This window comes from Haloarcula terrestris, from assembly GCF_031624315.1.
Classification (GTDB): domain Archaea; phylum Halobacteriota; class Halobacteria; order Halobacteriales; family Haloarculaceae; genus Haloarcula; species Haloarcula terrestris.
In genome coordinates, this window is the sequence record NZ_JAMQOM010000003.1 from 171,526 (window position 1) to 192,871 (window position 21,346).

Annotated in this window: 18 protein-coding genes; 8 read left to right on the forward strand and 10 right to left on the reverse strand. The window is 61.9% G+C overall.

Translation table 11 applies throughout. The annotated features are described in order from the left end of the window. The first annotated feature begins 64 nt into the window (after positions 1 to 64). On the forward strand, positions 65 to 535 hold the full coding sequence (locus NDI54_RS07945) for a MaoC family dehydratase (protein WP_310895922.1): 471 nt from the start codon (positions 65 to 67) through the stop codon (positions 533 to 535). A 71-nt stretch (positions 536 to 606) separates the two neighbouring features. Here NDI54_RS07945 and NDI54_RS07950 read toward each other — a convergent pair whose 3' ends face one another. Next, positions 607 to 1,644 carry a tyrosine-type recombinase/integrase gene (locus tag NDI54_RS07950; protein WP_310895923.1) on the reverse strand — a complete coding sequence of 346 codons (1,038 nt, stop codon included), beginning with the start codon at positions 1,642 to 1,644 and terminating at the stop codon, positions 607 to 609. After that, positions 1,641 to 2,054 carry a DUF5805 domain-containing protein gene (locus tag NDI54_RS07955; RefSeq protein ID WP_310895924.1) on the reverse strand — a complete coding sequence of 138 codons (414 nt, stop codon included), beginning with the start codon at positions 2,052 to 2,054 and terminating at the stop codon, positions 1,641 to 1,643. The genes NDI54_RS07950 and NDI54_RS07955 overlap by 4 nt, the downstream gene beginning before the upstream one ends. A gap of 1,135 nt (positions 2,055 to 3,189) precedes the next feature. On the opposite strand from NDI54_RS07955, the gene NDI54_RS07960 reads away from it, so the two are divergent. After that, positions 3,190 to 3,312: a hypothetical protein gene (locus NDI54_RS07960; RefSeq protein ID WP_310895925.1), complete on the forward strand. Its 123-nt coding sequence runs from the start codon at positions 3,190 to 3,192 to the stop codon at positions 3,310 to 3,312. A gap of 592 nt (positions 3,313 to 3,904) precedes the next feature. Here NDI54_RS07960 and NDI54_RS07965 read toward each other — a convergent pair. The 4 genes from NDI54_RS07965 to NDI54_RS07980 form a co-directional block, all read right to left on the reverse strand. After that, positions 3,905 to 4,054 carry a hypothetical protein gene (locus tag NDI54_RS07965; protein WP_310895926.1) on the reverse strand — a complete coding sequence of 50 codons (150 nt, stop codon included), beginning with the start codon at positions 4,052 to 4,054 and terminating at the stop codon, positions 3,905 to 3,907. A 168-nt stretch (positions 4,055 to 4,222) separates the two neighbouring features. Further along, positions 4,223 to 4,651, reverse strand: a complete 429-nt coding sequence (locus tag NDI54_RS07970) for a hypothetical protein (protein ID WP_310895927.1) — start codon at positions 4,649 to 4,651, stop codon at positions 4,223 to 4,225. A gap of 54 nt (positions 4,652 to 4,705) precedes the next feature. After that, entirely contained in the window at positions 4,706 to 6,631 is a 1,926-nt protein-coding gene (locus tag NDI54_RS07975; RefSeq protein WP_310895928.1) for a HAMP domain-containing protein, read from the reverse strand. Positions 6,632 to 6,633: 2 nt separating this feature from the next. Beyond that, positions 6,634 to 7,827, reverse strand: a complete 1,194-nt coding sequence (locus tag NDI54_RS07980) for an ABC transporter substrate-binding protein (protein ID WP_310896326.1) — start codon at positions 7,825 to 7,827, stop codon at positions 6,634 to 6,636. A 349-nt stretch (positions 7,828 to 8,176) separates the two neighbouring features. On the opposite strand from NDI54_RS07980, the gene kdgK1 reads away from it, so the two are divergent. From kdgK1 to NDI54_RS07995, 3 genes are all read left to right on the forward strand, one after another. Further along, the gene (kdgK1, locus tag NDI54_RS07985) at positions 8,177 to 9,136 is read left to right on the forward strand and encodes a bifunctional 2-dehydro-3-deoxygluconokinase/2-dehydro-3-deoxygalactonokinase (RefSeq protein WP_310895929.1); all 960 of its coding nucleotides are present in this window, start codon (positions 8,177 to 8,179) and stop codon (positions 9,134 to 9,136) included. A 100-nt stretch (positions 9,137 to 9,236) separates the two neighbouring features. Next, positions 9,237 to 11,027 carry a pyruvate kinase gene (pyk, locus tag NDI54_RS07990; protein WP_310895930.1) on the forward strand — a complete coding sequence of 597 codons (1,791 nt, stop codon included), beginning with the start codon at positions 9,237 to 9,239 and terminating at the stop codon, positions 11,025 to 11,027. 52 nt (positions 11,028 to 11,079) lie between these two features. Then, positions 11,080 to 12,051: an ROK family protein gene (locus NDI54_RS07995; RefSeq protein WP_310895931.1), complete on the forward strand. Its 972-nt coding sequence runs from the start codon at positions 11,080 to 11,082 to the stop codon at positions 12,049 to 12,051. 28 nt (positions 12,052 to 12,079) lie between these two features. Here NDI54_RS07995 and NDI54_RS08000 read toward each other — a convergent pair whose 3' ends face one another. From NDI54_RS08000 to NDI54_RS08015, 4 genes are all read right to left on the reverse strand, one after another. After that, positions 12,080 to 13,255 carry a Cdc6/Cdc18 family protein gene (locus tag NDI54_RS08000; protein ID WP_310895932.1) on the reverse strand — a complete coding sequence of 392 codons (1,176 nt, stop codon included), beginning with the start codon at positions 13,253 to 13,255 and terminating at the stop codon, positions 12,080 to 12,082. 65 nt (positions 13,256 to 13,320) lie between these two features. After that, a complete protein-coding gene (locus tag NDI54_RS08005; protein WP_310895933.1) occupies positions 13,321 to 14,442 on the reverse strand; it encodes a hypothetical protein in 1,122 nt (373 codons plus the stop codon). A gap of 3 nt (positions 14,443 to 14,445) precedes the next feature. Continuing rightward, positions 14,446 to 15,978 carry a glycerol kinase GlpK gene (glpK, locus tag NDI54_RS08010; RefSeq protein ID WP_310895934.1) on the reverse strand — a complete coding sequence of 511 codons (1,533 nt, stop codon included), beginning with the start codon at positions 15,976 to 15,978 and terminating at the stop codon, positions 14,446 to 14,448. Between the two features lie 149 nt (positions 15,979 to 16,127). Continuing rightward, positions 16,128 to 16,301, reverse strand: coding sequence for a hypothetical protein (locus NDI54_RS08015; protein WP_310895935.1), 174 nt, complete (start codon positions 16,299 to 16,301; stop codon positions 16,128 to 16,130). A 677-nt stretch (positions 16,302 to 16,978) separates the two neighbouring features. Here NDI54_RS08015 and glpA point away from each other — a divergent pair. From glpA to NDI54_RS08030, 3 genes are read left to right on the forward strand one after another with little or no spacing between them, the layout of a single operon-like run. Then, entirely contained in the window at positions 16,979 to 18,709 is a 1,731-nt protein-coding gene (glpA, locus tag NDI54_RS08020; protein WP_310895936.1) for an anaerobic glycerol-3-phosphate dehydrogenase subunit GlpA, read from the forward strand. After that, positions 18,699 to 19,973, forward strand: coding sequence for a glycerol-3-phosphate dehydrogenase subunit GlpB (gene glpB, locus NDI54_RS08025; RefSeq protein ID WP_310895937.1), 1,275 nt, complete (start codon positions 18,699 to 18,701; stop codon positions 19,971 to 19,973). The genes glpA and glpB overlap by 11 nt, the downstream gene beginning before the upstream one ends. Further along, complete coding sequence (locus tag NDI54_RS08030; RefSeq protein WP_310895938.1) at positions 19,970 to 21,346, forward strand: anaerobic glycerol-3-phosphate dehydrogenase subunit C; 1,377 nt, start codon at positions 19,970 to 19,972, stop codon at positions 21,344 to 21,346. The genes glpB and NDI54_RS08030 overlap by 4 nt, the downstream gene beginning before the upstream one ends.

Genomic DNA, 21,346 nt, shown 5'->3' on the forward strand with positions numbered 1-21,346 from the left:
AACCGGTCCGTAGTTTCTATAGGTTTCCAGTGTGACTATGTATCTTCCCTCCCATCCTGGACGTGTGAAATTCTACGAGGATATCACCGTTGGCGACCAGCGAGAGTTCGGCGAGTTTCAGATTACGAAAGACGAAATCACCGAGTTCGCACGGAAGTACGACCCGCAACCGTTCCATCTCGACGAGGAAGCCGCGAAGGAGTCGATGTTTGGCGAACTCGTCGCATCGGGCTGGCAGACGGCCGCCATCTGCATGCGACTGACCGTGGAGAACATCACCGACGTTGCGACGCTCGGTGGACTCGGTGTCGACAACCTCCGATGGCACGAGCCACTGCGACCAGGCGATACCCTTCACGTCCGGACAGAGGTACTCGACAAACGAATCTCGGAGAGCCGTGATGACCGGGGGTATGTCACCAGGCACTTCGAGGGATTGACTGAGGGCGAAACCCGCGTCATCTCGTATGACGCCATCGTTATCGTCAAACGAGACACCGAAATCGACTCTGACGATTCGGGTAATTCTGTATAGCGCTATGTGATTTATTTGGTCGCGTGCCACCGTCACAGGAAGTGTAATGGATACAACTAATACGGCGAGATCTACAATAGCGAGTAGATTTCGGCTACGTACACGTCTCTGACGCGGGTTCCCCATTCGTGGGTGTATGTGTCGATAACGTCCTGTGCAACGTCACCTCTGAGGTATTTGACGACGCCGCGGTCCCCGGTCCGGTCCCGGAGGTGTGTGGTGAAGAAGTGCCGGAAATAATGCGGGGTGACGTTTTCCTCGGCACCGCCGCCGTCCGTGTACCAGCCGAACTCTCTGGCGTGGGATTCGACGATGTGATGGACCATGTTTGGTGTGAGACGCTCCCCCCAACTGCCGCTTGTCGAGACGAACAACGGCGCTGCCGGTGACTGTGTATCCGGTCGTATCGCGAGCCAGCGTCGGAGTTCAGCGGCCAGCTCGGCATCGACAGGGATCGTCGTCTCACGCTTTCGTTTGTTGGAGGCTGTCCGCTCTTCCCCGTTGGTGGCCTCGCCACGGGTAGGGTCTGCGGCGACGAACAGCGAGTCCGGACGCCCCTCTAACCCTGCCCGGACAGGGATGTCCGGCCGAGGGCCAGGCGTGTCGAGGTTCAGGTCTCGAACATCGAGGTTACACAGCTCCCCGGCCCGCATTCCCGTTTTCAGTAACGTCACCACAATAGCCCGCTCTAGCGGGTGTGAGATACTGTCCACGAACGTGTGCATCGATTGGAGGCCTATCTCACGACGGGTCGGGTCGGTGTTGATCGACTCGTCCATCTCTTCCATCACGAGCGTCATCGGGTTCGACTCGAAGGCCCCGACCTGTGTCATGTATGCGAAAAACCGGTGTAGATAGGACGCATACGTCGCAACGGTACTTTCCTCGACAGTACCACGAAGGCTATGGACGTATGCCATACAGTCCCGATGCGAGGCGTCTCGCACGGGGCAGGGCTGTTGGCCGTCGGCCAGGAATGACTCGAAGTCCCGGAGGACGCGCTCGTAGGACCCACGGGTTCGGTCGCTCTTGCCGTGATACGTGATATCGTCAAGGAAATAGCCGACCGGGTCCGATTCGGCATCCGGCGCAGTCGTATCGGTACTCATTTGTCTCGAACGTACCCCCCGTGTCGTCCGCTGTACTGAACCTCGTTTTCGGACTGTAACTCCTGCAGTGTCTCTTCGAGACGGTCCTCGATATCGTCAGTTAGCTCGGCGAGTATGTCGTCCCATTCGTAGTAGTCCCCATCAGCGAGGATGTCCTGGACCCGGTCTTTCAGCCCGTCACCCCCAGGGGTAGCGTCCGGAGAACGGGGTTCCACAGGATCTCCCTCAGTAGTATCTTCTTCCCTCGATTCGGCCTCTGGCGGCTCGAACCCGCTCCGGCCCGCCTGTACCATCGTTCGAACGAACTCGCTTTGGCTCATATCCAGATCATCGGCGTGAGCCTGCCACCGCTCTTTTTGATAGGCCGGTATGTACGTCCGGACCGTCGTTCGTTCGCTCTCGCTGGCCATACTACACCCTCGAACGCCGGGAACTTCAAAGTAGTCCCATTCTCGGAGATAAAAGCCTTTATTTGGGTGGCTGAACCCCTATATCCGTCGTTCAAGCCCCCATAATGACAATCATATTACTTTTATCTGGATTATAGTACTACTAGCACAAATATAAAAATCGGACGAACCAGGTAGTGGCACACTGGTTGTGGGGTCGTCTTCAGAACTGCATGCCGTCCAGTGAGCCGGTAGCTATCCATGAGAGAACTTCACCATGTGGTTGGGGCCGCTCAGCTCGTACCCCAGGTCTTCCGACCGCTTCGAAAAACCAATGGTTTTTCCCCTAACCTAGTGCGCATTCCTATCTCCGTTCGTTGCCCGTGTTCTGGCTTCGCAGCTATCACTCGGCGCGGTGTCTTCACTGTATACTGCACACTGACCGATTACTGGCTGAGATACATCTCCAGCACACTGGTCTCTGTCCACTCGTTCTATCTTGACAAACCACTACTTGGTACTCGGTTGACTCAAAGCGAACGTGATCTTTCCGTGCCCGTTCCAAACACTCCATCCGCCGAAACAGAACCCACTCGAGACCATCAGTTGTAGAAACCCAACACGACGAGTATTGCTGGGAGGGAACAGTTGAGACTATCCCGATTCCATGACCGGATCGCTACGTAGCTACGATACTGGCTTGCGGCTGCACGGTGAACCGGCTGTGTAGTCCACAGTTTGTGATTGGAACAACCCAGTCGCCGTAGCTCTGAGAACCCATTTGGGGTTACTCTGCAGAGTTGGGTCCGCACTCATGTTCACAGTGGGTATCTAGTCTCATAGCCGCAGAACTCGTTGAAATATGTGAAAACAGCTCTCTCCGACCGACAGGGATCGGTGGTCGGTTCAGTTGTATAGACCAGGGGTGCGGGTACCGGTGTCCTGGAGACAGAGCAAGTCTGTACCGTGGTTCGGGCTTCCGGTGTTGTCCGTCGCATGGCTGGCTCAAGAAACGGTAGACAAGATATGGAACCCACCTGTGGTGAGCAGTGAGTTCACACTACACAGGGTGAAACCCTACTGCATTAGCGTTTCCAGCCTAAATGGGCCAGTATGCAACCGCAACGTCATGCAAACAGACAGGAAGGGGGATCTGATGGCTAACGACGCACTCGTCCTCCTATTCATGATCGCGATTGTACTGATGGTCATGGTCGTTGGTCTTGTCGGCGGGTTCTATCTGGTCAAATACGTCGTCGATTACACGTTTGATTCGTAATCGCGGAGCAGCGAGATTGCAAGCCGAAGAGGACGTACGCGGCGGACTGGATAGTTCTCACCGATTCTGCGAAGCCAAAAATCCGCCATAGTGTCACTGTGGAATCAGTTTCTGACGGTCCATGTCGAACTAATAAATCATATAGTGCTATATCGAATTGGGGCGTGACTACCTCCGAAGCGCGACGGGAGACAGTCAGACACAGCATGGCGGTGTGCCACTGTTCAACGCTATCTGACGGGCCACGACCTGGAGGCTACGAATTCTGTAACACCGTTCGTTCACAGAGCAGTAGTGTCGCGGTGTATTCATTCTCGGAGAACAGGACGGTCACTTCGATTTGGCGCGGTGTCGTTGCGGCGACGGCATCGAACGAGACCCCAGGTTTCTGTAACAGGTTCCCGTTGCGGTCGTAGTGATATTCATGGGACACGATCGGAGCGAACTCAGCATCCCGATCGAATTCGTCCCCAGTCGGTGTCCAGTCGATCTCTGAAAGGACAACACGTCCCCATCCAACGGAGACGCCATCAACGAGCAGCGACTCGCCATCGAGTACCGACGAGATATGAGCTGCCCCATGGTGAGCGGCTCACATCGTCCCCCACTCGGGGAACGGATACGTGCGTGTTTTCCCGGAAGCATACCGAATGCGGACACGGTTCTCATCCCGGAGATACTCGTAGTCCTGAGTCGGTTCAGCCGTTATCGCGACGGCCGGTGCGTCACCGAGTTGACTCACTGGTTCACTGTCGGGTTCACGGCTTTCATCCGTCTGGAAAGAACACCCGCTCACGGGTACTGTAACCGTCGCTCCAGTGGCTTTGAGGACCCGTCGACGGGACAGCGGGGAATTCATTACTGAAATGTAATATTTTAGCGGGGCATATGCCTTCTGTAGGTCATCCCGTCAGTCGGTATCCTCGCTGGTCGCCACTCCCAGAATCGTCGTCTCGGTGTCAAAATACGTCGGAGCGTCAGTGTCCATCTCGAACTCCAGCACTGTTTCGAGGTCACCGGTGCCGTCGGCGAGTTGTTCTGCGAGATCCGTGTACCCCTCGGTGAGCGTTCGGTACTCGTCGATCTCCGCTTGCTTGGCTTGGGCCCGCTCTTGTTTGGCCTCGATGTCCGCGACAGTTGCCTCCGGATTCTCAGTGAGGGATTCGTTGTCGCCGCCGGTCAGCGCTGCACGAGCATCGGCAGTGTCCTGTTCTATTGCTTCGAGCAAATCGGAAAGTTCCTCGCTGCGCTGTTCCAGATGGCCCGCAAGAATCGCAGCCTGGGTTCGACAGTACTCGGCGAGTTCCGCCTGTGAGATATCGCCTGTGTCGTCGCTCATTGCACACAGTACGACGCCAGCGCGAAAACCGGTTTCGGTGACAGTAGAAACTGACTACTCCTCTTCTTCCTCTTCGCCCAGGCTCTGGGATGGACCGCCGGAGAAGACGAACTCGTGTTCGGCTTCGGTCTCGAACCGGTTCAGGATGTCACCCAGTGGCTTCGCGTAGCGTTTGAGCTGTTCGGCACGCGAGGACACTTCGTTGAGTTCCGCGGCCTGCTCTTCGGCCGCCCCAGCAACGGTCTGGGTTTCGGCCATCATCTGGTCGCTCGTTTCAGCGGCTGACTGAAGCGTCGTCGCTACCGTTCGGAACCGTTCGAGTGAGTCGCCCAGATCGATGTCCGGATTGTTCGTTTCTAGCTCTTCGAGCGTGTCGACGAGGGCGTCGAGATCCTCCGAGATGGATGCGAGACGGTCTTTCTGGTCATACGCGTCGTCGGAAATTTTCTGCGTGGATTCGGCGACCTGTTCGGACGCATCACGGACAGATTCCGCGCTGGACAGGACAACCTCTCCGGACTCCGCGACTTCGTCGGCGAAACTGTTGAGCTGACCAACGGTCTTTTCGAGTTCGTCGACCATGCCGTTGAACTCGCTGGCGATGCGGTCCATCGACTCGTTCTCGCCGTCGGTTGCCATCCGTTCGGTGAGGTTTCCAGCCGCCGTCTCCTCCATCACGTTGGAGAACTCGTCGGCCTTCTGCTGGAGGTACTTGTTGACTTCGAGCGCTTCGGCCCGGGAGACCTCCGCCTCCTTCTGAGCGCGTTCGGCCTCGTTGATCTGCTCCTTGAGCGCGTCGCGCATGTCAGCGAACCCGCTGTACAGCCGGCCGATGTTGTCGATACGACTGGTGGCGATATCGACATCGAGGTTCCCCTGTCGCATCTGGTCCGTTTTCCTGGTCAGCCGGTCGATCGATGTCGCCGTGTTGTACCCGAGTATGGCTCCGACACCGGCGATGAGTAATACCATCAGTGCCGTGCCGATGAGTCCGTACTGCTGGACGTTCTGGACAAACCCGAACACGGCGGAGTTAGGCGCGTGTACGAGAACGACCCAGTCGGTCCCCTGGATCGGCGCATAACCCACGGTGTACCGTTCGTTGAGCACGTCGCCCGCGGGCATGTTCGGGGTGACACCGGACTGCTGGTCCGACGAGCGGAGGTCGTTTGCCGCGTCGATCGGTTCGGTAGCCCGGGTGTTCGAACTGTAGGGCTGTAGCATGTTCTCGCCGAGGCCACGGCTCCCGTCTCTGGGTTCATCGACCATGACGACTGCCGATCCGTTGACGACCTGCGTGAACCCACCTTCGGCCCTGTTGTTTCCTTGCAGCGAGTTCGCGATCTCATCGAGGGAGTACTCGATGAGGATATATCGGTTCTGTGTGGCGTCGACGGGGCTGACGAAGCCGACGACCGGGCCGGAGTTCGTCTGATACACGTCTGAGACGACGACATCACTCGCCGCTTCGAAGTTCGCATCGACAACCCACGCCCTGTTCGTCGATTCCAGCTGTGAGTTGGTCAACACCTGCGAGTTGGATGTGCTGGCAACGACCTGTGTCTGCCCGACACCGCGTTCGACCAGGTGGATGTCGGCGGCGTCCGCAGATAAGGCGGCCTTCCGATTGTTGAGTTCGATCTCGATATCGTCGGTATTGCTACTGGCCCAGATATCGTCGGAAGAGACAAACTGTGTCGATAACCGATTCCGGTCGGTCCACTGTGACAGGATATCGGCTTCCTGTGCCGCGGCGTTTTCGTAGTCGCTCAGGACCTGCTGTTCCGTGTAGGTCCGGACTTGCTCTGTCGCGCCGAGACCGACAAGCCCCACCGACAGCGCCATGATAAAGAGGACGATACCGAACTTCAGTGCGAAGTTTCGCCGGATGAAATTCGGGACCACCGTGGCCAGAATCCCACCGGAAGCGTTCGAATCAGTCGTTGCACTATCTGGTGTCTGTGTGTCGTCTGCGCTCATAGTTAGTTCCCTCCAAGCGAGCAGCTGGCTGCTGGACCGCTATCACATGCGTACTGTACATTCGCTGGCTGCCCGACTAAGCCGTAGTATGTGCCGTATGACTGCTGTACCTCCGGTTTCCCTCTCACGACTGGCACTCGTCGCGTCGCCTGATGGTCACAGGCTCGAAGCGTTTGCGTACCGAGCCCTGCGTCGTACTCGTGACCTTCGAGTTCCCCGATAACTTCTATCGGGTTGAACGTCCCCGCACGCTCGACTGCGCTGGCGTACTGGAGCGTCTGCGTGTATGCGATATAGGCCGATCCCGACGGGACAGCCGATTTCGCGGACCCCGTGGTACTGCTGTATTCCTCGCGGAACGTCTCCCGGAAGGCATCGGACAGCGACGAGGTAATCGCCGGAGTCCAGGCGACGGTGCCGATAACGCCGTCGATAGCGCCACCTGCGGTCTGTGCGACTTCCAGCGAGGCCAAGGGGAGGACGATATCCGAGTCGGGGAACGTCTCCCGGAACGCTCTGAGCGCGTTCACCGCGTTGAGGCCGCGAAGCCCGAGCACGATCACGTCGAAGTCGACCGACTCGATCTCCGAAGCGTACTGCGAGAAGTCGGTCGTGCCGACCTGCGAACTCCGTTCCCAGACGGGCGACCATCCGAGTTCGCCGAGGACCCTATCCATGTCGTCCTGCAGCGCCTTCCCCCAGTCGTTCCTCTCGAAGAACTTGGCGTAGTTTACGTCCTCCCCGTACTCCTCACGGAGGACCGGCGCCAGTGCCTCAGCCGTCATGTGGCTGTTGAACAGCTCGCGGAAGGAGTACCGGTTACAGTCGGCACCCGTCAGCGTGTTCCCATGAGCCATTGTCGCCATATACACGACCTGGTTCTGGGCGGCGACCTCCTGATTGGCCACTCCCGCAGCGCTGGACGTGCCGCCGGCAAGCATAATAGCCTCCTCACTGTCGACGAGGCGCTGTGCGTTGGTCCGGGCCGTGTCAGAACTACCGCCGGTGTCCTCGACAGCGTACTCGACGTTTTTCGAGAGCAGTCCATCACCGTCCAGGGGCGACTCGTAACTGTCGTTCGTTACCCACCCACCGCCGTTGTTGATGTGTTTGACTGCGAGTTCGAACCCTCGCAGTTCCTGCTGCCCGCTCGTCGAATACGTGCCGGAGGACGCGACGTTGAACCCAAACGTCACCGAGTCCCCGGAAACCGGATAGTTCCCGACCGGGGTGGGAGTCGGCGTCCCGTCCCCATCTGTTACACCCTCGCTGCCACCACAACCCGCAAGTCCGGCGAGCCCGGACGCGCCGATTGAACGTAGTAGGTTCCGCCTAAAGACGGACCTCCCACCACCATCTCTCCCTGAATCCATACCCGCGAGTGTAAATTAGTATCGCACATAAGCTTTTGGAGGCCCTTCTGACGGCGGTTGTCCAGGTTCAAGCGGCGTAATGTCTTCCTACCAGCTTGTAGGAGAGGATTAATATCTCGTACAGGCGACTGGTTCTCCGGGATTTATACCCACCCAGTGAGGAACGTCGGATATGACCGAGTTAGTTACGTTCGGCGAGACGATGTTGCGGTTATCGCCGCCCGACGACGAACGACTGGAGACTGCAGACCAGTACACCGTCCGGGCGGCCGGTGCGGAGTCAAACGTCGCAGTCGCCGCCCAGCGGCTCGGACTCGATGCGATGTGGGCCTCGAAGCTCCCAGATTCGCCGGTCGGCCGCCGGGTCACCGGGGAACTCAAACACCACGGCGTGTCGGTCGATATCGCCTGGGACGACGCCGACAGCGCCCGGCAGGGGACCTATTACCTCGAACAGGGCAGTCAACCCCGTGGGAACGAGGTCATCTACGACCGGCGAAACGCCAGCGTCACGACGGCCACGCCTGAAGAACTGCCGACGGATACCATCGCGGCCGCCACCGGATTCCACACCTCGGGAATCACACCGGCACTCTCGGAAACGCTCGAATCGACGACTGCCGACCTCCTCTCGCTCGCACAGGATGCGGGGACGACGACGAGCCTCGACCTGAACTACCGCTCGAAGCTCTGGACGCCATCGGAAGCCCGGTCCGTTCTGACCGACCTGTTCCCGGCCGTCGACGTGCTCGTGGTCGCCGAGCGCGACGCCAACGTCGTACTGGACCGGGACGGTGACGCGGAAGCGGTTGCTCGGGACCTCGCCGACGAGTACGGCTTCGAGGTGACGGTGATAACCCGGGGCAGCGAGGGCGCACTCGCGCTTGCCGACGGTACCGTCGTCGAGCAGCCGACCTTCGAGGCGACGGACGCCCATCCGGTCGGAACCGGTGACTCGTTCGTCGGCGGCTTCCTCTCACAGTACCTCTCCGGGGGCAGTGTCGCCGAGGGGCTGGCCTGGGGTGCCGCGACGGCCGCACTCAAGCGGTCCATCCCGGGCGATATTGCCGTCGTCTCGCCCGACGAAATCCGTTCGATTCTCAGCGGCGATACGGAAGCGATTTCGCGGTAGCTACGGCGTCCAGCAAGCTTCTTATCCCTTCGCGGGGAACAGCAGGATATGATTAACTATGAACGCTGTAAACTGTGGACCCCCGGTGACGGAGGTCATAATGCGTAGCGCAAAGATCGTCTGTACCCTCGGTCCCGCGTCGGACTCGGTCGACGATATCGCGTCGCTTGCGAAAGCCGGCATGTCCGTCGCCAGACTGAACGCCAGCCACGGCTCGCCGGAGCATCGCCGCGAGATGATCGACCGTATCCGCGAGGTCGACGAGGCGGTCGAGGAGCCGGTCGCAGCCATGCTCGACATGCCGGGACCGGAGGTCCGGACCGCGGAAATCGATGCACCGATCCAGCTCACGGAAGGGTCCACCATCCGCTACGTCGTCGGCGACGACGCGACCCCAGAGGAAGTCGGTCTCTCGCAGTCGATCACGGCGGTCGAGCCAGGCGACCGAGTGTTGCTCGACGACGGACGCATCGAGACGACCGTCGAGCGCGTCAAGGGCGAGACGGTGTTTGCGACCGTCGAGAACGGCGGCAAACTGGCCGCCCGCAAGGGTGTCAACGTCCCCGGCGTCGAACTCGATCTGCCGACGATTACGGAAAACGACAAGCAGGAACTCGATGTAGCCGCCGAGAAGGAACCGGATTTCGTGGCCGCATCGTTCGTCCGTGACGGCGAGGACATCTACGAAATCAACCAGGCACTCGAAGAGCGCGGGGTCGACATCCCGATCATCGCCAAGATCGAACGGGCCGGGGCCGTCGAGAACCTCGATTCGATCATCGACGAGGCCTACGGCGTGATGGTCGCCCGCGGGGACCTCGGTGTCGAGTGCCCGCTGGAAGACGTGCCGATCATCCAGAAGCGCATCATTCGCCGCTGTCACGAGGCCGGCGTCCCGGTCATCACGGCGACCGAGATGCTAGACTCGATGGTCCACTCCCGGCGACCGACCCGCGCGGAGGCCTCTGACGTGGCAAACGCCGTCCTCGACGGAACGGATGCAGTCATGCTCTCGGGCGAAACGGCTATCGGTGACCACCCGACCCGCGTCGTCGAGACGATGGACCGGATTATCCGCGATGTCGAGGGCAGCGAGGAGTACGCCGAGTCCCGCGAACAGCGCGTGCCAAACGCCGGCGACACCCGAACGGACGCGCTCGCTCGCTCGGGGCGGTTCCTCGCCCGCGACATCGGCGCGTCGGCGATCGTCGCCGCGTCCGAGTCCGGCTACACCGCGCTGAAAGCAGCGAAGTACCGTCCGTCGATTCCGATCGTCGCGTCGACGCCGAGCGAGCGCGTCCGCCGGAAGCTCGCGCTCTCGTGGGGGATCACGCCGGTGACGACCGAGTACACCACCGAAGGGGCCGATGCTGTCATCCAAACAGCGGTCCAGGCGGCGCTTGACACCGAGGCCGCCGATGGCGGCGATACGGTCGTCGTCCTCTCCGGGATGATGACTGAACTGGAGGGGATGAACACGGCGAACATGCTGAAAGTCCACGTCGCGGCCGAAACGGTCGCGAGCGGTCGGTCCATCGTCGACGGGCTGGTGACCGGCCCGGTCCACCGGATCTCGACGGCCCCGCCCCGGGAGTCGCCGGGCGACCTCTCGAACGTTCCCGACGGGGCGATTCTGGTGGTGCCGGAAGGGTTCGACGGCGAGTTCGTCGGTGACACCAGCCGCATCGGCGGCATCATCGACGCTCACGAGGGTGTCACGAGCTACGCGGCCATCATCGCCCGCGAACTCTCGATCCCGATGATCTCGAACGCGGACCTGCCCGACGGTGTCTCGGACGGGTCGACCATCACGCTGGACTCGGAGCGCGGCGTCGTCTACGAGGAGGCCGTCGGACGCGAGGACATCTCCGGCGCGGAGCGGGACTACTGATCGCGGTAGAATCTGTGTAGTTAAGTATCGGTGGGGCAACCCTTCGACCAGCATGGGCGCTTACGCAGGGGTCGACCTCGGAGCGACACATATTCGGGCTGTTATCGGTGACGAGACGGGTTCAATAGTCGCGTCACACAAAACTGAGACGCCGCGGGGACCGGCGGGTATCGCGGTCACGGAAGCAGTCCTCGATGCGATTCGACAGGCCTGTGACGCTGCCGACATCGCCCCGACAGACGTGCTTGCCGCCGGTATCGGGTCCTTCGGTCCGATGGATTTGGCCGAGGGCGTCGTCGAAAACCCCGCGAACCTCCCGGACACCATCGACCGGATTCCGCTGACCGGCCCGGTCGAGAACCTCATCGGCAGCGAGCAGGTGTCGCTGCACAACGACGCCAACGCCGGTGTCATCGGCGAGCGGTTCTACTCGGACCGGAACCCCGACGACATGGTGTATCTCACTATTTCGTCCGGGGTCGGTGCTGGGGTCGCTGTCGACGGGAACATCCTCTCTGGCTGGGACGGCAACGCCGGAGAAGTCGGCCACCTGACGATTGACCCGCAGGGATTCATGACCTGTGGCTGTGGGCACGACGGCCACTGGGAAGCGTACTGTTCGGGCGAGAACATCCCGCGGTACGCCACGCAACTGCACCGGGAAGACCCCGTCGAGACGGCGCTTCCCATCGAAACAGAGGAATTTTCCGCGGCGGACATCTTCGAGTACGCCGGCGAAGACGAGTTCGCGTCCCACGTCCTCGATCAGATCTGTCACTGGAACGCGATCGGCGTGGCGAACATCGTCCACGCCTACGCGCCGCTCGTAGTCTACGTCGGCGGTGCCGTCGCGCTCCACAACCCCGAGAAGGTGCTAGAGCCGATCCGGAACCGGCTCGACGACATGGTGATGTCGAACATCCCGGACATCCAGTTGACGCAGTTCGGCGACGACGTAGTGGTTCGTGGCGCACTGGCGTCGGCGCTGACCGGCGGGACGGGCGACCCGTCACAGCGCGTCTGAAAAGTCACGAACAGCGGCAAAACGGGGATTACTGTCGCAGGTCGTACAGCCGGCGGAACGCCGTCGGCGGGAACCGCGGTTCGACCCGGCTCGGCGGGCGGCCCTGGCCGTTGGTCGTCGTTGCCTCGACGCGGTCGACGATGCCGGACTCGGCCATCTCATAGAGGAAGCGTTTGACCGTTCCGGCCGACAGGTCGAGCGACTGGGCGGAGGCGATTGCCTCCGTCGTTGCCGTCACCGACGAGCGCTCGCTCTCCTCCAGGTCGATGAGTTCCCTGAGGACGGCCTGGCGGTTCGTCGGCAGGGAGAGGACGATGCCAAGCGACACGCAGGGGACGGGTACTTCCTCGATGGCCGCATCCACGTTCGCCTGCGTGATGCGGTCCTGTCCGTTCTCCTCTGCCAGTTCCGCCGCGATGAATAGGGCCGCGAGAGCGTCGTGGGCGTTGCCGTCAGCCCAGTCGGCGATTTGCCGCGCCAGGCCATGATCGAGGCCCTGCTGGGCCAGCCCGTTCGAGGTTCTGGTCATCAACACGTCGACGAGCATCTGGCGCTGGTAGCGGTCGATACCGATGGATTCGGCGGTGTACCGCGTCAGCTCCGTTGCCGACGGGTCGTCACGGCCGATGGCGAGCCAGCTGACGTTGCTCGGCAGGCCGGCAAACAAGTCGACAAGCGCCGAGGCGTCGATGCTTTCCGGCTCGCCGACGTGGTCAACCGCGATGACGATACCGGTGCGCTGTTCTCGCACCAGTTCGTGGAGGCGGGACCTGAGCGTCTCTGTCCCGATCCCGTGTTCCGGCACCGACTCCTCGACCAGCGAATCCAGAACCGCGTGGTAAAACGCGAACTCGCTTGCAGTCTCCCGGGCGTTCACGTAGACGAACGACGGCGAAGTCGGTGGCTGGGCGCGGGTCGTCGTGTGGATAATCGGCTGTTGAGCTGTCGGGAGCTGTTCTAAATTGGCAAAAAGCGCCGTGATAACGGCGGACTTCCCGGACCCGTGTGGGCCGTACACGTACGCGTTCGGCGGCAGCTGGCCGTCGAACACCGGGTCGAGATGGTCGAGCAGCCGTTCGAGGACCGGGCCGCGGTCGGCCGGTTCCTCGATGTGGACGACCGGTGAGATGGCTTCGTAATCTTGTATGAGCCGTGGCTCACCGTTCCGGCGCTGTCGACGCTTGATTCTCGCTTCAATGTCCATCGTTCAGGGAGATATGTATTAGCGTTTGGAATCGGAAATATAGAGGTACCGTTTTAGAGTGGCTCTCACACCGGGACCGGAACCCACGAGGAGCTGCCGAAGACGCCGACAATCGCCAGAATCGCGATAGTCAGCGTCGCGACGACGATAGCGGCCGCGGGCGGGTCGAAGTGAGTGTCCGAGTGAGCGTAGAAGACACGCTGGATGATTTCACCGGCCAGCGCACCCCAGACGCCGAACGCGCCTGCGACGAGAATCGCGATGACAGCTGCCATCGAGCCGGTTTCGGGCGCCCCGCCGAAGACGGCCAGCGCGGCCGTGCTCGCGGGCAGGGTCATGTGGTGGGTCACCGGAATCTTCTCGACGCCGAGGTTGAGGAACGTCAGGCTCGCGGCGGAGATGCCGAAGCCGAGGAAGGCGCTACCGGTCTGGATGGCTATCCAGCCGCCGAGGATGCCGGTGACGAGGCCGATCATCGCGACGTTGGCCCATTTGTACTGGTGGGGGAGCCACGGTTCGACGGCCAGGCGGTACGATTCCGCCGTTCCGCCGTCAGTCTGGGCTTCGCCACCGTCTGTAGCCATGCGTTTCTCGCCGCTTTCGAACGGCGACATGTCGAGGATGTTCCGACTGCCGGCACCGATGAGCGGGTAGCCGAACGCGATACGGTGGGCGACAGCCGACAGGACGACGCCCATTGCGATCGGGTCCCACGGGAGCGCGAGTCCCCCGGAGACCTGGCGGACGACCATCCCGAAGATACCGAACAGGCCACCGACTGCGAGGATGTCGGGTCGCGTCCCGAGCGCGTAGGCGATGTCCTTCGCGGGGTGGTAGTCGCCGTCGTCCGGCTCGTACATGCCGTCGCTCTTGGCGGCGTAGGCGGCCGCCGCAGCACCGCCGGCGAAGGAGACGTGCGGACCGAAGACGGGACCGAACGCGACCGCGCCGGTCACGCCGGTTGCGAGGGCTCCACTCCCGAGTTCGCCGAATTGACCGACGAGGCTGCCACGGAGAATCGCCACGGCCTGCCCGGCGATGACCATGAAGCCGGTGAAACAGAACGCCGGCAGCGCACCGAGTGCCGCGCCGAACGCACCGCCAGCGAAGGCGGCGATTATCAACAGCAGGAGATCCGCGGCGCCCATATCGAACACCGGAATCTGAAGCAGTAAGCTCTCTACCATCCGTTAGTCCTCCTGTGCCCAGTCGCGGGAACGGTCGACGGCGTCGTCCCAGCGGGCGTACATCTTGTCGGCCTTCTCGGCGTCCATCTCCGGCGAGAATTCCTTGTCGACCTGCCAGTTGTCACGCAGTTCGTCGACGGTGTCCCAGTAGCCGACGGCGAGGCCGGCCGCGTAGGCCGACCCGAGCGCAGTCGTCTCGTCGACCTCCGGTCGGGCGATATCGGTCTGGATGATGTCCGACTGGAGCTGACAGAGGAAGTTGTTCTTGACCGCGCCGCCGTCGACTCGGAGCGTCGTCGTCTCGGCACCGGAGTCGGCTTCCATCGCTTCCGCGATGTCGCGGGTCTGGTACGCGATGGACTCCAGCGTGGCACGCACGATGTGTTCCTTTCGGGTGCCGCGGGTCATGCCAACAATCGTTCCGCGTGCGCGGCCGTCCCAGTGGGGCGCACCGAGGCCCGTGAAGGCCGGGACCATGTACACGCCATCGGTCGATTCCACCGAGCGGGCGAGTTCAGCCGTCTGTGCGGCATTGTTGATGAGGTCCACGTCTTCGAGCCACTCGATAGCCGCGCCCGTGATGAAGATCGACCCCTCCAGCGCGTACTGGACGGGTTCGCCGGACATCTGGAAGCCGATTGTGGTGAGGAGACCGTGATCGGACTCGACGGCTTCGTTGCCCGTGTTCATCAGGTAGAAGGAGCCGGTCCCGTAGGTGTTCTTGGCGTCACCTTCGTCGAAACAGGTCTGGCCGAACAGCGCGGCCTGCTGGTCGCCCAGCGCGCCCGCAACGGGGACTTCCTCGTCGAGGAACCCGTCGGCGTCGGTGTGGCCGTACAGGCTCTCGTCGGAGGACGGGCGGACCTCCGGCACCATGGACTTGGGCACGCCGAACTCGTCGAGGAGTTCGTCGTCCCACTCCATGTCGTGGATGTTGTACAGCATCGTTCGCGACGCGTTCGACACGTCCGTGATGTGGTTGCCAGTGAGCTTGTAGATGAGCCACGCGTCGATGGTACCCATCAGGAGTTCGCCGTCCTCGGCCCGGTCGCGGAGGTCGGCACCGCGCGAGCTTTGCATCTTGAGCGGTTCAGCGTTGTCGAGGATCCACTCGGTCTTGGTCGCCGAGAAGTAGGCGTCACATTCGAGTCCGGTCTTGCCGCGGATCCACTCGACTTTGTCCTCTTCCTGGATCTCCTCGACGCGGTCGGTGGTCCGACGGTCCTGCCAGACCAGCGCGTTGTGGACTGGCTTGCCCGTCTCCTTGTCCCAGACGATCGTCGTCTCGCGCTGGTTCGTGATGCCAAGCGCCTCCAACTGTTCGGCACCTACGCCCGCGTCGGCGAGCCCCTGCGTAACGACTTCCTGCGTGTTCTCCCAGATTTCGACGGGGTCGTGTTCGACCCAGCCGGGCTCCGGATAGATCTGTTCGTGTTTCTCGTAGGCGTTTGCGACGACCTGGCCGCTGTGGTCGAATACCATGAAGCGAGTCCCGGTCGTTCCCTGGTCGATTGCGCCAACGTATGTGTCTGCCATTGTTGTGTTCTCCGTGGTGGGGGTAGCTTATTTATGAAAGCTACCACCTTGGCAGTAAACAACATATTGAACCATTATAAAGATTACTAATGGTGATGTTTAGATAGTAAAGAAGTGGAAGAACGCCGTTACCGGCTAGATTCGCACCGTTAGGGCTGTTTTCCGACCTGGGTATCGAACCGTTTGAGCACGTCGGGGACCGAATCCACCCCGTCCATACTGTCGACGGCTTCCTCGATGACCGTCCGAACCGTATCGAACGGACCGATCTGTGCGCCCTGTGTCGACGTGGTGTCACGCAACCGCATAAGTTGGTCGGACACCGGCCGGGACTGCGGATTTTGCTCCGATCTCTGTCGACTGGAGCTGTTGGTCGCTTTCTCGTGGACTCAGGAACACTGTTTCCTGATGGTATCATCGCTGTTGGGCCGATTCGATGAGCTAGGTACGGAATTTGGCGATGGCGTCGTGTCAGGCCTCGGTACCCACAGTTCTGACCCAGAAAGACGTTCTGGCGAATTTCATAGCTGTTGTCCGAACAGCAGGGAGTGGAGCGCAGTAGCCGTTCGTCGCCGGGTTGAGCAGTGCGTCGACGTGGACTGCCGAGAATCTGAATTGCAGTGTCGCGCACGCGCACGGACCTACCTACTGTCGCTCCCGGGAGCCGAGTAATCGACATGGTCATTCGGCACAGATAGTATCAAAGTAGATAATAAATACTGCCAGGACGGTATCGGTAGTAATTATTTTGTGAAAACAGGAACGCCCTGGATGTCGATACACATAGCGTGTGAAACCGAAAGAATGCGGCCCTAATTGCCACATGGCGATCGGTTTGGTCGGGCGGCTACTCGACTATTCAGGCAAAAATAATGTGTTGTATGTTCACAAGTATCGACAGCGAATACCGATATTCTACATGATTACCTAGAAAATTTACTACCTAGATGGCGTCAACGGTAAAGTGAAGTGTATGCGCTCCAAACCCACGGAAAGATAGATGGGACCGACACCACACATCGCCGTCATCGGCGGCGGTTCGACCGGGGCGGGCATCGCGCGGGACCTCGCGATGCGCGGACTCGACGTGACCCTCGTAGAACAGGGGAACCTGACCCACGGGACCACCGGTCGGATGCACGGGCTACTCCACAGCGGCGGGCGGTACGCCGTTTCGGACCAGGCCAGTGCGACCGAATGTATCGAGGAGAACCGCGTCCTCCGGGACATCGCCAGCCACTGCGTGGAGATGACCGGCGGCCTGTTCGTCAAGCGCCCGGAGGACTCAGAGGAGTACTTCCAGCAGAAACTCAGCGGCTGTGAGGAATGTGGCATCCCCGCCGAAGTCGTCTCGGGCGAGGAAGCCCGCGCCATGGAGCCACACCTGGCGAAAGACATCGACAAGGCCATCAGCGTCCCCGACGGGGCGATCGATCCGTTCCGGCTGGTGGTCGCCAACGCCGCGAGCGCACAGGAACACGGCGCGCGCATCGAGACACATTCCAAAGTGACCGACCTCCTCGTCGAGAGCGGCGAGGTCGTCGGTATCGAAGTCGAGCACGACTCCGGTCCCGGGAAACGCGTCCACGGCACGGAAGGTGGGACCGAGCAGATCCGCGCCGATTACGTCGTGAACGCGACGGGAGCCTGGGCCGGTCGTATCGGCGACATGGCCGGGCTGGACATCGAAGTCCGCCCTTCCAAGGGCGTCATGACGATCATGAACATCCGCCAGGTCGACACCGTCATCAACCGCTGTCGGCCCAAGGGCGACGCCGACATCGTCGTGCCCCACGAGACGACCGCGATTCTGGGCACGACCGACGAGGAAGTCGAGGACCCCGAGGACTACCCCGAGGAGGGGTGGGAGGTCGACATGATGATCGACACCCTCTCCGAGCTGATTCCGATGCTCGAAGACGCCCGCACCATCCGCTCGTTCTGGGGCGTCCGGCCGCTGTACGAACCGCCGGACGTGGGCAGCACCGACCCGACGGACATCACGAGAGATTTCTTCCTGCTTGACCACGACGAGCGCGACGACTTGCCCGGCATGACAAGCATCGTCGGCGGGAAGTTCACCACCTACCGGATGATGGGCGAACAGATTTCCGACCACGTCTGCGGGAAGTTCGGCATCGACGCCGACTGCCGGACCGCCGACGTGCCCCTCCCCGGCAGCGAGGATTTCTCCGTGCTGCGGGACTACATGGACGAGTTCGGGCTTCGTTCGCCAATCGGCCGCCGGAGCGTCGAGCGGCTCGGCTCCCGGGCTGACGAGGTGCTCACGACCGACGGCCCGAACCCGACGGTCTGTGAGTGCGAAGGCGTCACCCGGGCCGAGATTCACGACGCCATCGAGGGATCCGGCTCGGATCTCAACGCCGTCCGCATCCGCACTCGCGCGTCGATGGGGAACTGCCAGGGCGGCTTCTGTTGTCATCGGATGGCGAGCGAACTCCACTCGGAGTACGACGAGCCGGTCGTCCGCGAGGCTTGGGACGAACTGCTCCAGGAGCGCTGGAAGGGGCAGCGACACGCTCTCTGGGGCGAACAGCTCTCCCAGGCCGCACTGAACTACGCGCTACACGCCACCACGCAGAACCGCGACCAGGACCCGGCGGACGGCGACTCGGTCGATTTCTCGGCGTTCGACTTGGGCCGCGGACAGACGGGCGGCAGCGTCGACAGCGCGGACGTGGCTGCCGACGGAGGGACGGATGGCTATTGAGTCGGAGGTGCTTGTCATCGGTGGTGGCCTCGGCGGGCTGACCAGCGCGCTGGCGGCGGCTCGTGACGGGGCCGACGTGCGCCTGGTGTCGTACAAGCAGAGCACGCTCCGGCAGGCGTCGGGCCTGGTCGACGTGCTCGGCTACACGCCCGACGGTGACGGGCCGCTGACCGACCCCTACGAGGCCATTCCGTCCTTGCCGGCGGAGCATCCGTACCGAAAAGTGGGCGTCGGGACGGTTCGAGACGCGATGGCGCTGTTCGACGACGCCGTCCCGACCTACGAGGGCGAACACACGGACACGAACGCGCTCCTGCCGACCCACGGTGGGAGCATCAAACCGACCGCCCGCTATCCGGCCGGGGCCAGCGCCGGCCTCGCCAGCGATACCCGGGACACGCTGCTGGTCGGCATCGAGGAGATGGTCGACTTCGACGCGCCCCACGTCGCCGCCCATCTCGATGCGACCGGGGTCCCCTTCGACGTGCGCGGCGAGACGATCCGGTTCCCGGGCGACCTGCGAGCCGACGCGAAAGTGACGCGATACGCCAAACTGCTCGATACTAACAGCGAGGTGGCGGTCCGCGGGCGAATGGTTCCGGCCCGCGAGGCGCTCGCCCAGCGCGTGAACCCGCTGCTGGAGGGCGAGGAGCGAGTCGGCTTCCCAGCGATTCTCGGCGATGACAGCCCGGCAGCTATCCGGGATGCGCTGGGCGATCACCTCGGCGTCGACGTGTTCGAGGTGCCGATGGGGCCGCCGTCGCTTCCCGGCCTCCGACTCGAGGACGCGCTGTTTGCGGCGCTTGACGAGGCCGGCGTGAGCATCGAGACCGGCAACCCCGTCGTCGATTTCGAGGGCGAGGACCGGATCGAACGGGTGTTCATCGAGAAGAATGGCGCGAAGATACCAAACAGCGCCGACCAGTACGTCCTCGCGACCGGCGGCTTCGTCGGCAAGGGCGTCGAGTCCGACCGCGAGGGCGTGTATGAGCCCGTCTTCGACTGTCACGTCCCCCACGCCGCCGACCGCTACGACTGGTTCGAGGGCGAGCTGTTCGGCGATCACGAGTTCGCCCGCTACGGCGTGGCGACAGACGACGACCTGCGGCCTCTCGATGCGAGCGAGCAGAGCGAGTTCGAGAACCTGCGGGCCGCCGGCTCGGTGCTTGGCGGCTACGACTTCGCCGCCGAGAAATCCGGTAGCGGCGTCTCGATTGCGACAGGCTACGCGGCGGGCCAGCGCGCCGCACAGGAGGCACGATGAGTGACGCTGAAACCCCACCAGAATCAGAGTTTGACCCGGTTGCACCGAACACAGGCGAGGAGTTCGAACCCGTCGATGTCTTCCCCGACAGCGACGACTTTGACCTCCGACCCGGCGCGGACTCCTGTTACAAATGCTCGACCTGCGACACGAACTGCCCCGTCGCGGAGGTCGACGACGACTTCCCCGGCCCGAAGTTCCAGGGGCCAGAACAGTGGCGGCTCAAGCAGTCCGACGACGACCACGAGATAGACGACTCGGTGATGGACTGCTCGAACTGCATGCGCTGTGACAACGCCTGCCCGTCGGGCGTCCCGCTCAGCCAGATGCACAACACCGCCCGCGGGGAGTACGTCAGCGAGCAGATGGACAAGCTCTCCGTCGAGTACATCCGCAACCGCATCCTCGCGAACTATCGGACCTCGGCGTTCTTCGCCAGCAAGGTCCCGCGTATCGCGAACTTCGCGATGAACTTCGGGCCGGCCCGCTGGGTCATGGAGAAGACGCTCGGGGTCACAAGCGAACGCGACTTCCCCGAATTCGCAAATCAAACCTTCCGCGAGTGGTGGGCCGACCGCGGCGGGCAGGTCCAGTCGCGGGAGAACGCCAGAGCCGCCCGAAAACGCCGCGGGCTCCCCGAGGACGCCGACAAGAAGGTGGCGTACTTCCACGGCTGTTACTCCAACTACAACACGCCAGAGGTCGGCAAGGCGATGGTCCGGGTGTTCGAGGACTTTGGCTACGAAGTCGTCGCACCCGAGCAGAAGTGCTCGGGGACCCCGATGTTCGCAAACGGCATGCTCGACGACGCCCGTCGCCACGCCGAGACGAACGTCTCCTCGATGTCCGAACTCGTCGACGAGGGCTACCACGCTATCGCCTCCTGTACCTCCTGTTCGATGGCGCTCCGTCAGGAGTACCCCGAACTGTTCGACATCGACGGTATCGACAAAGTGGCCGAAAACACCTTCGAGGCCATCGAGTACCTCCGCATCCATGAGGACCTCAAAGGCGAGGTGCAGGCGGCCGATGTGGACGGCGACCTCGCTGAGGAGTTCGCCTACCACGCCCCGTGTCACTCACGGAACCAGGGGCTGGACCGCCAGGCTGTCGAACTGTTCCGCGACCTCGACGGCGCTGAAATCGAGGACGTGGGCGATTCCTGTTCCGGCATCTCCGGCACCTACGGCTGGAAAGAGGAGAAATATGAAAAGTCCATGGAGATCGGCGAGGAAATGTTCGAGCACATGGACCACGCCGACGGCGAGACCGGGATGACCGAGTGCCCGACCTGTGCGATGCAGATGGAACACGGCAGCGGCTACGAGATCCGGCATCCGCTCGAATTGCTTGAAGCCGCGCTGGTCGAGTAA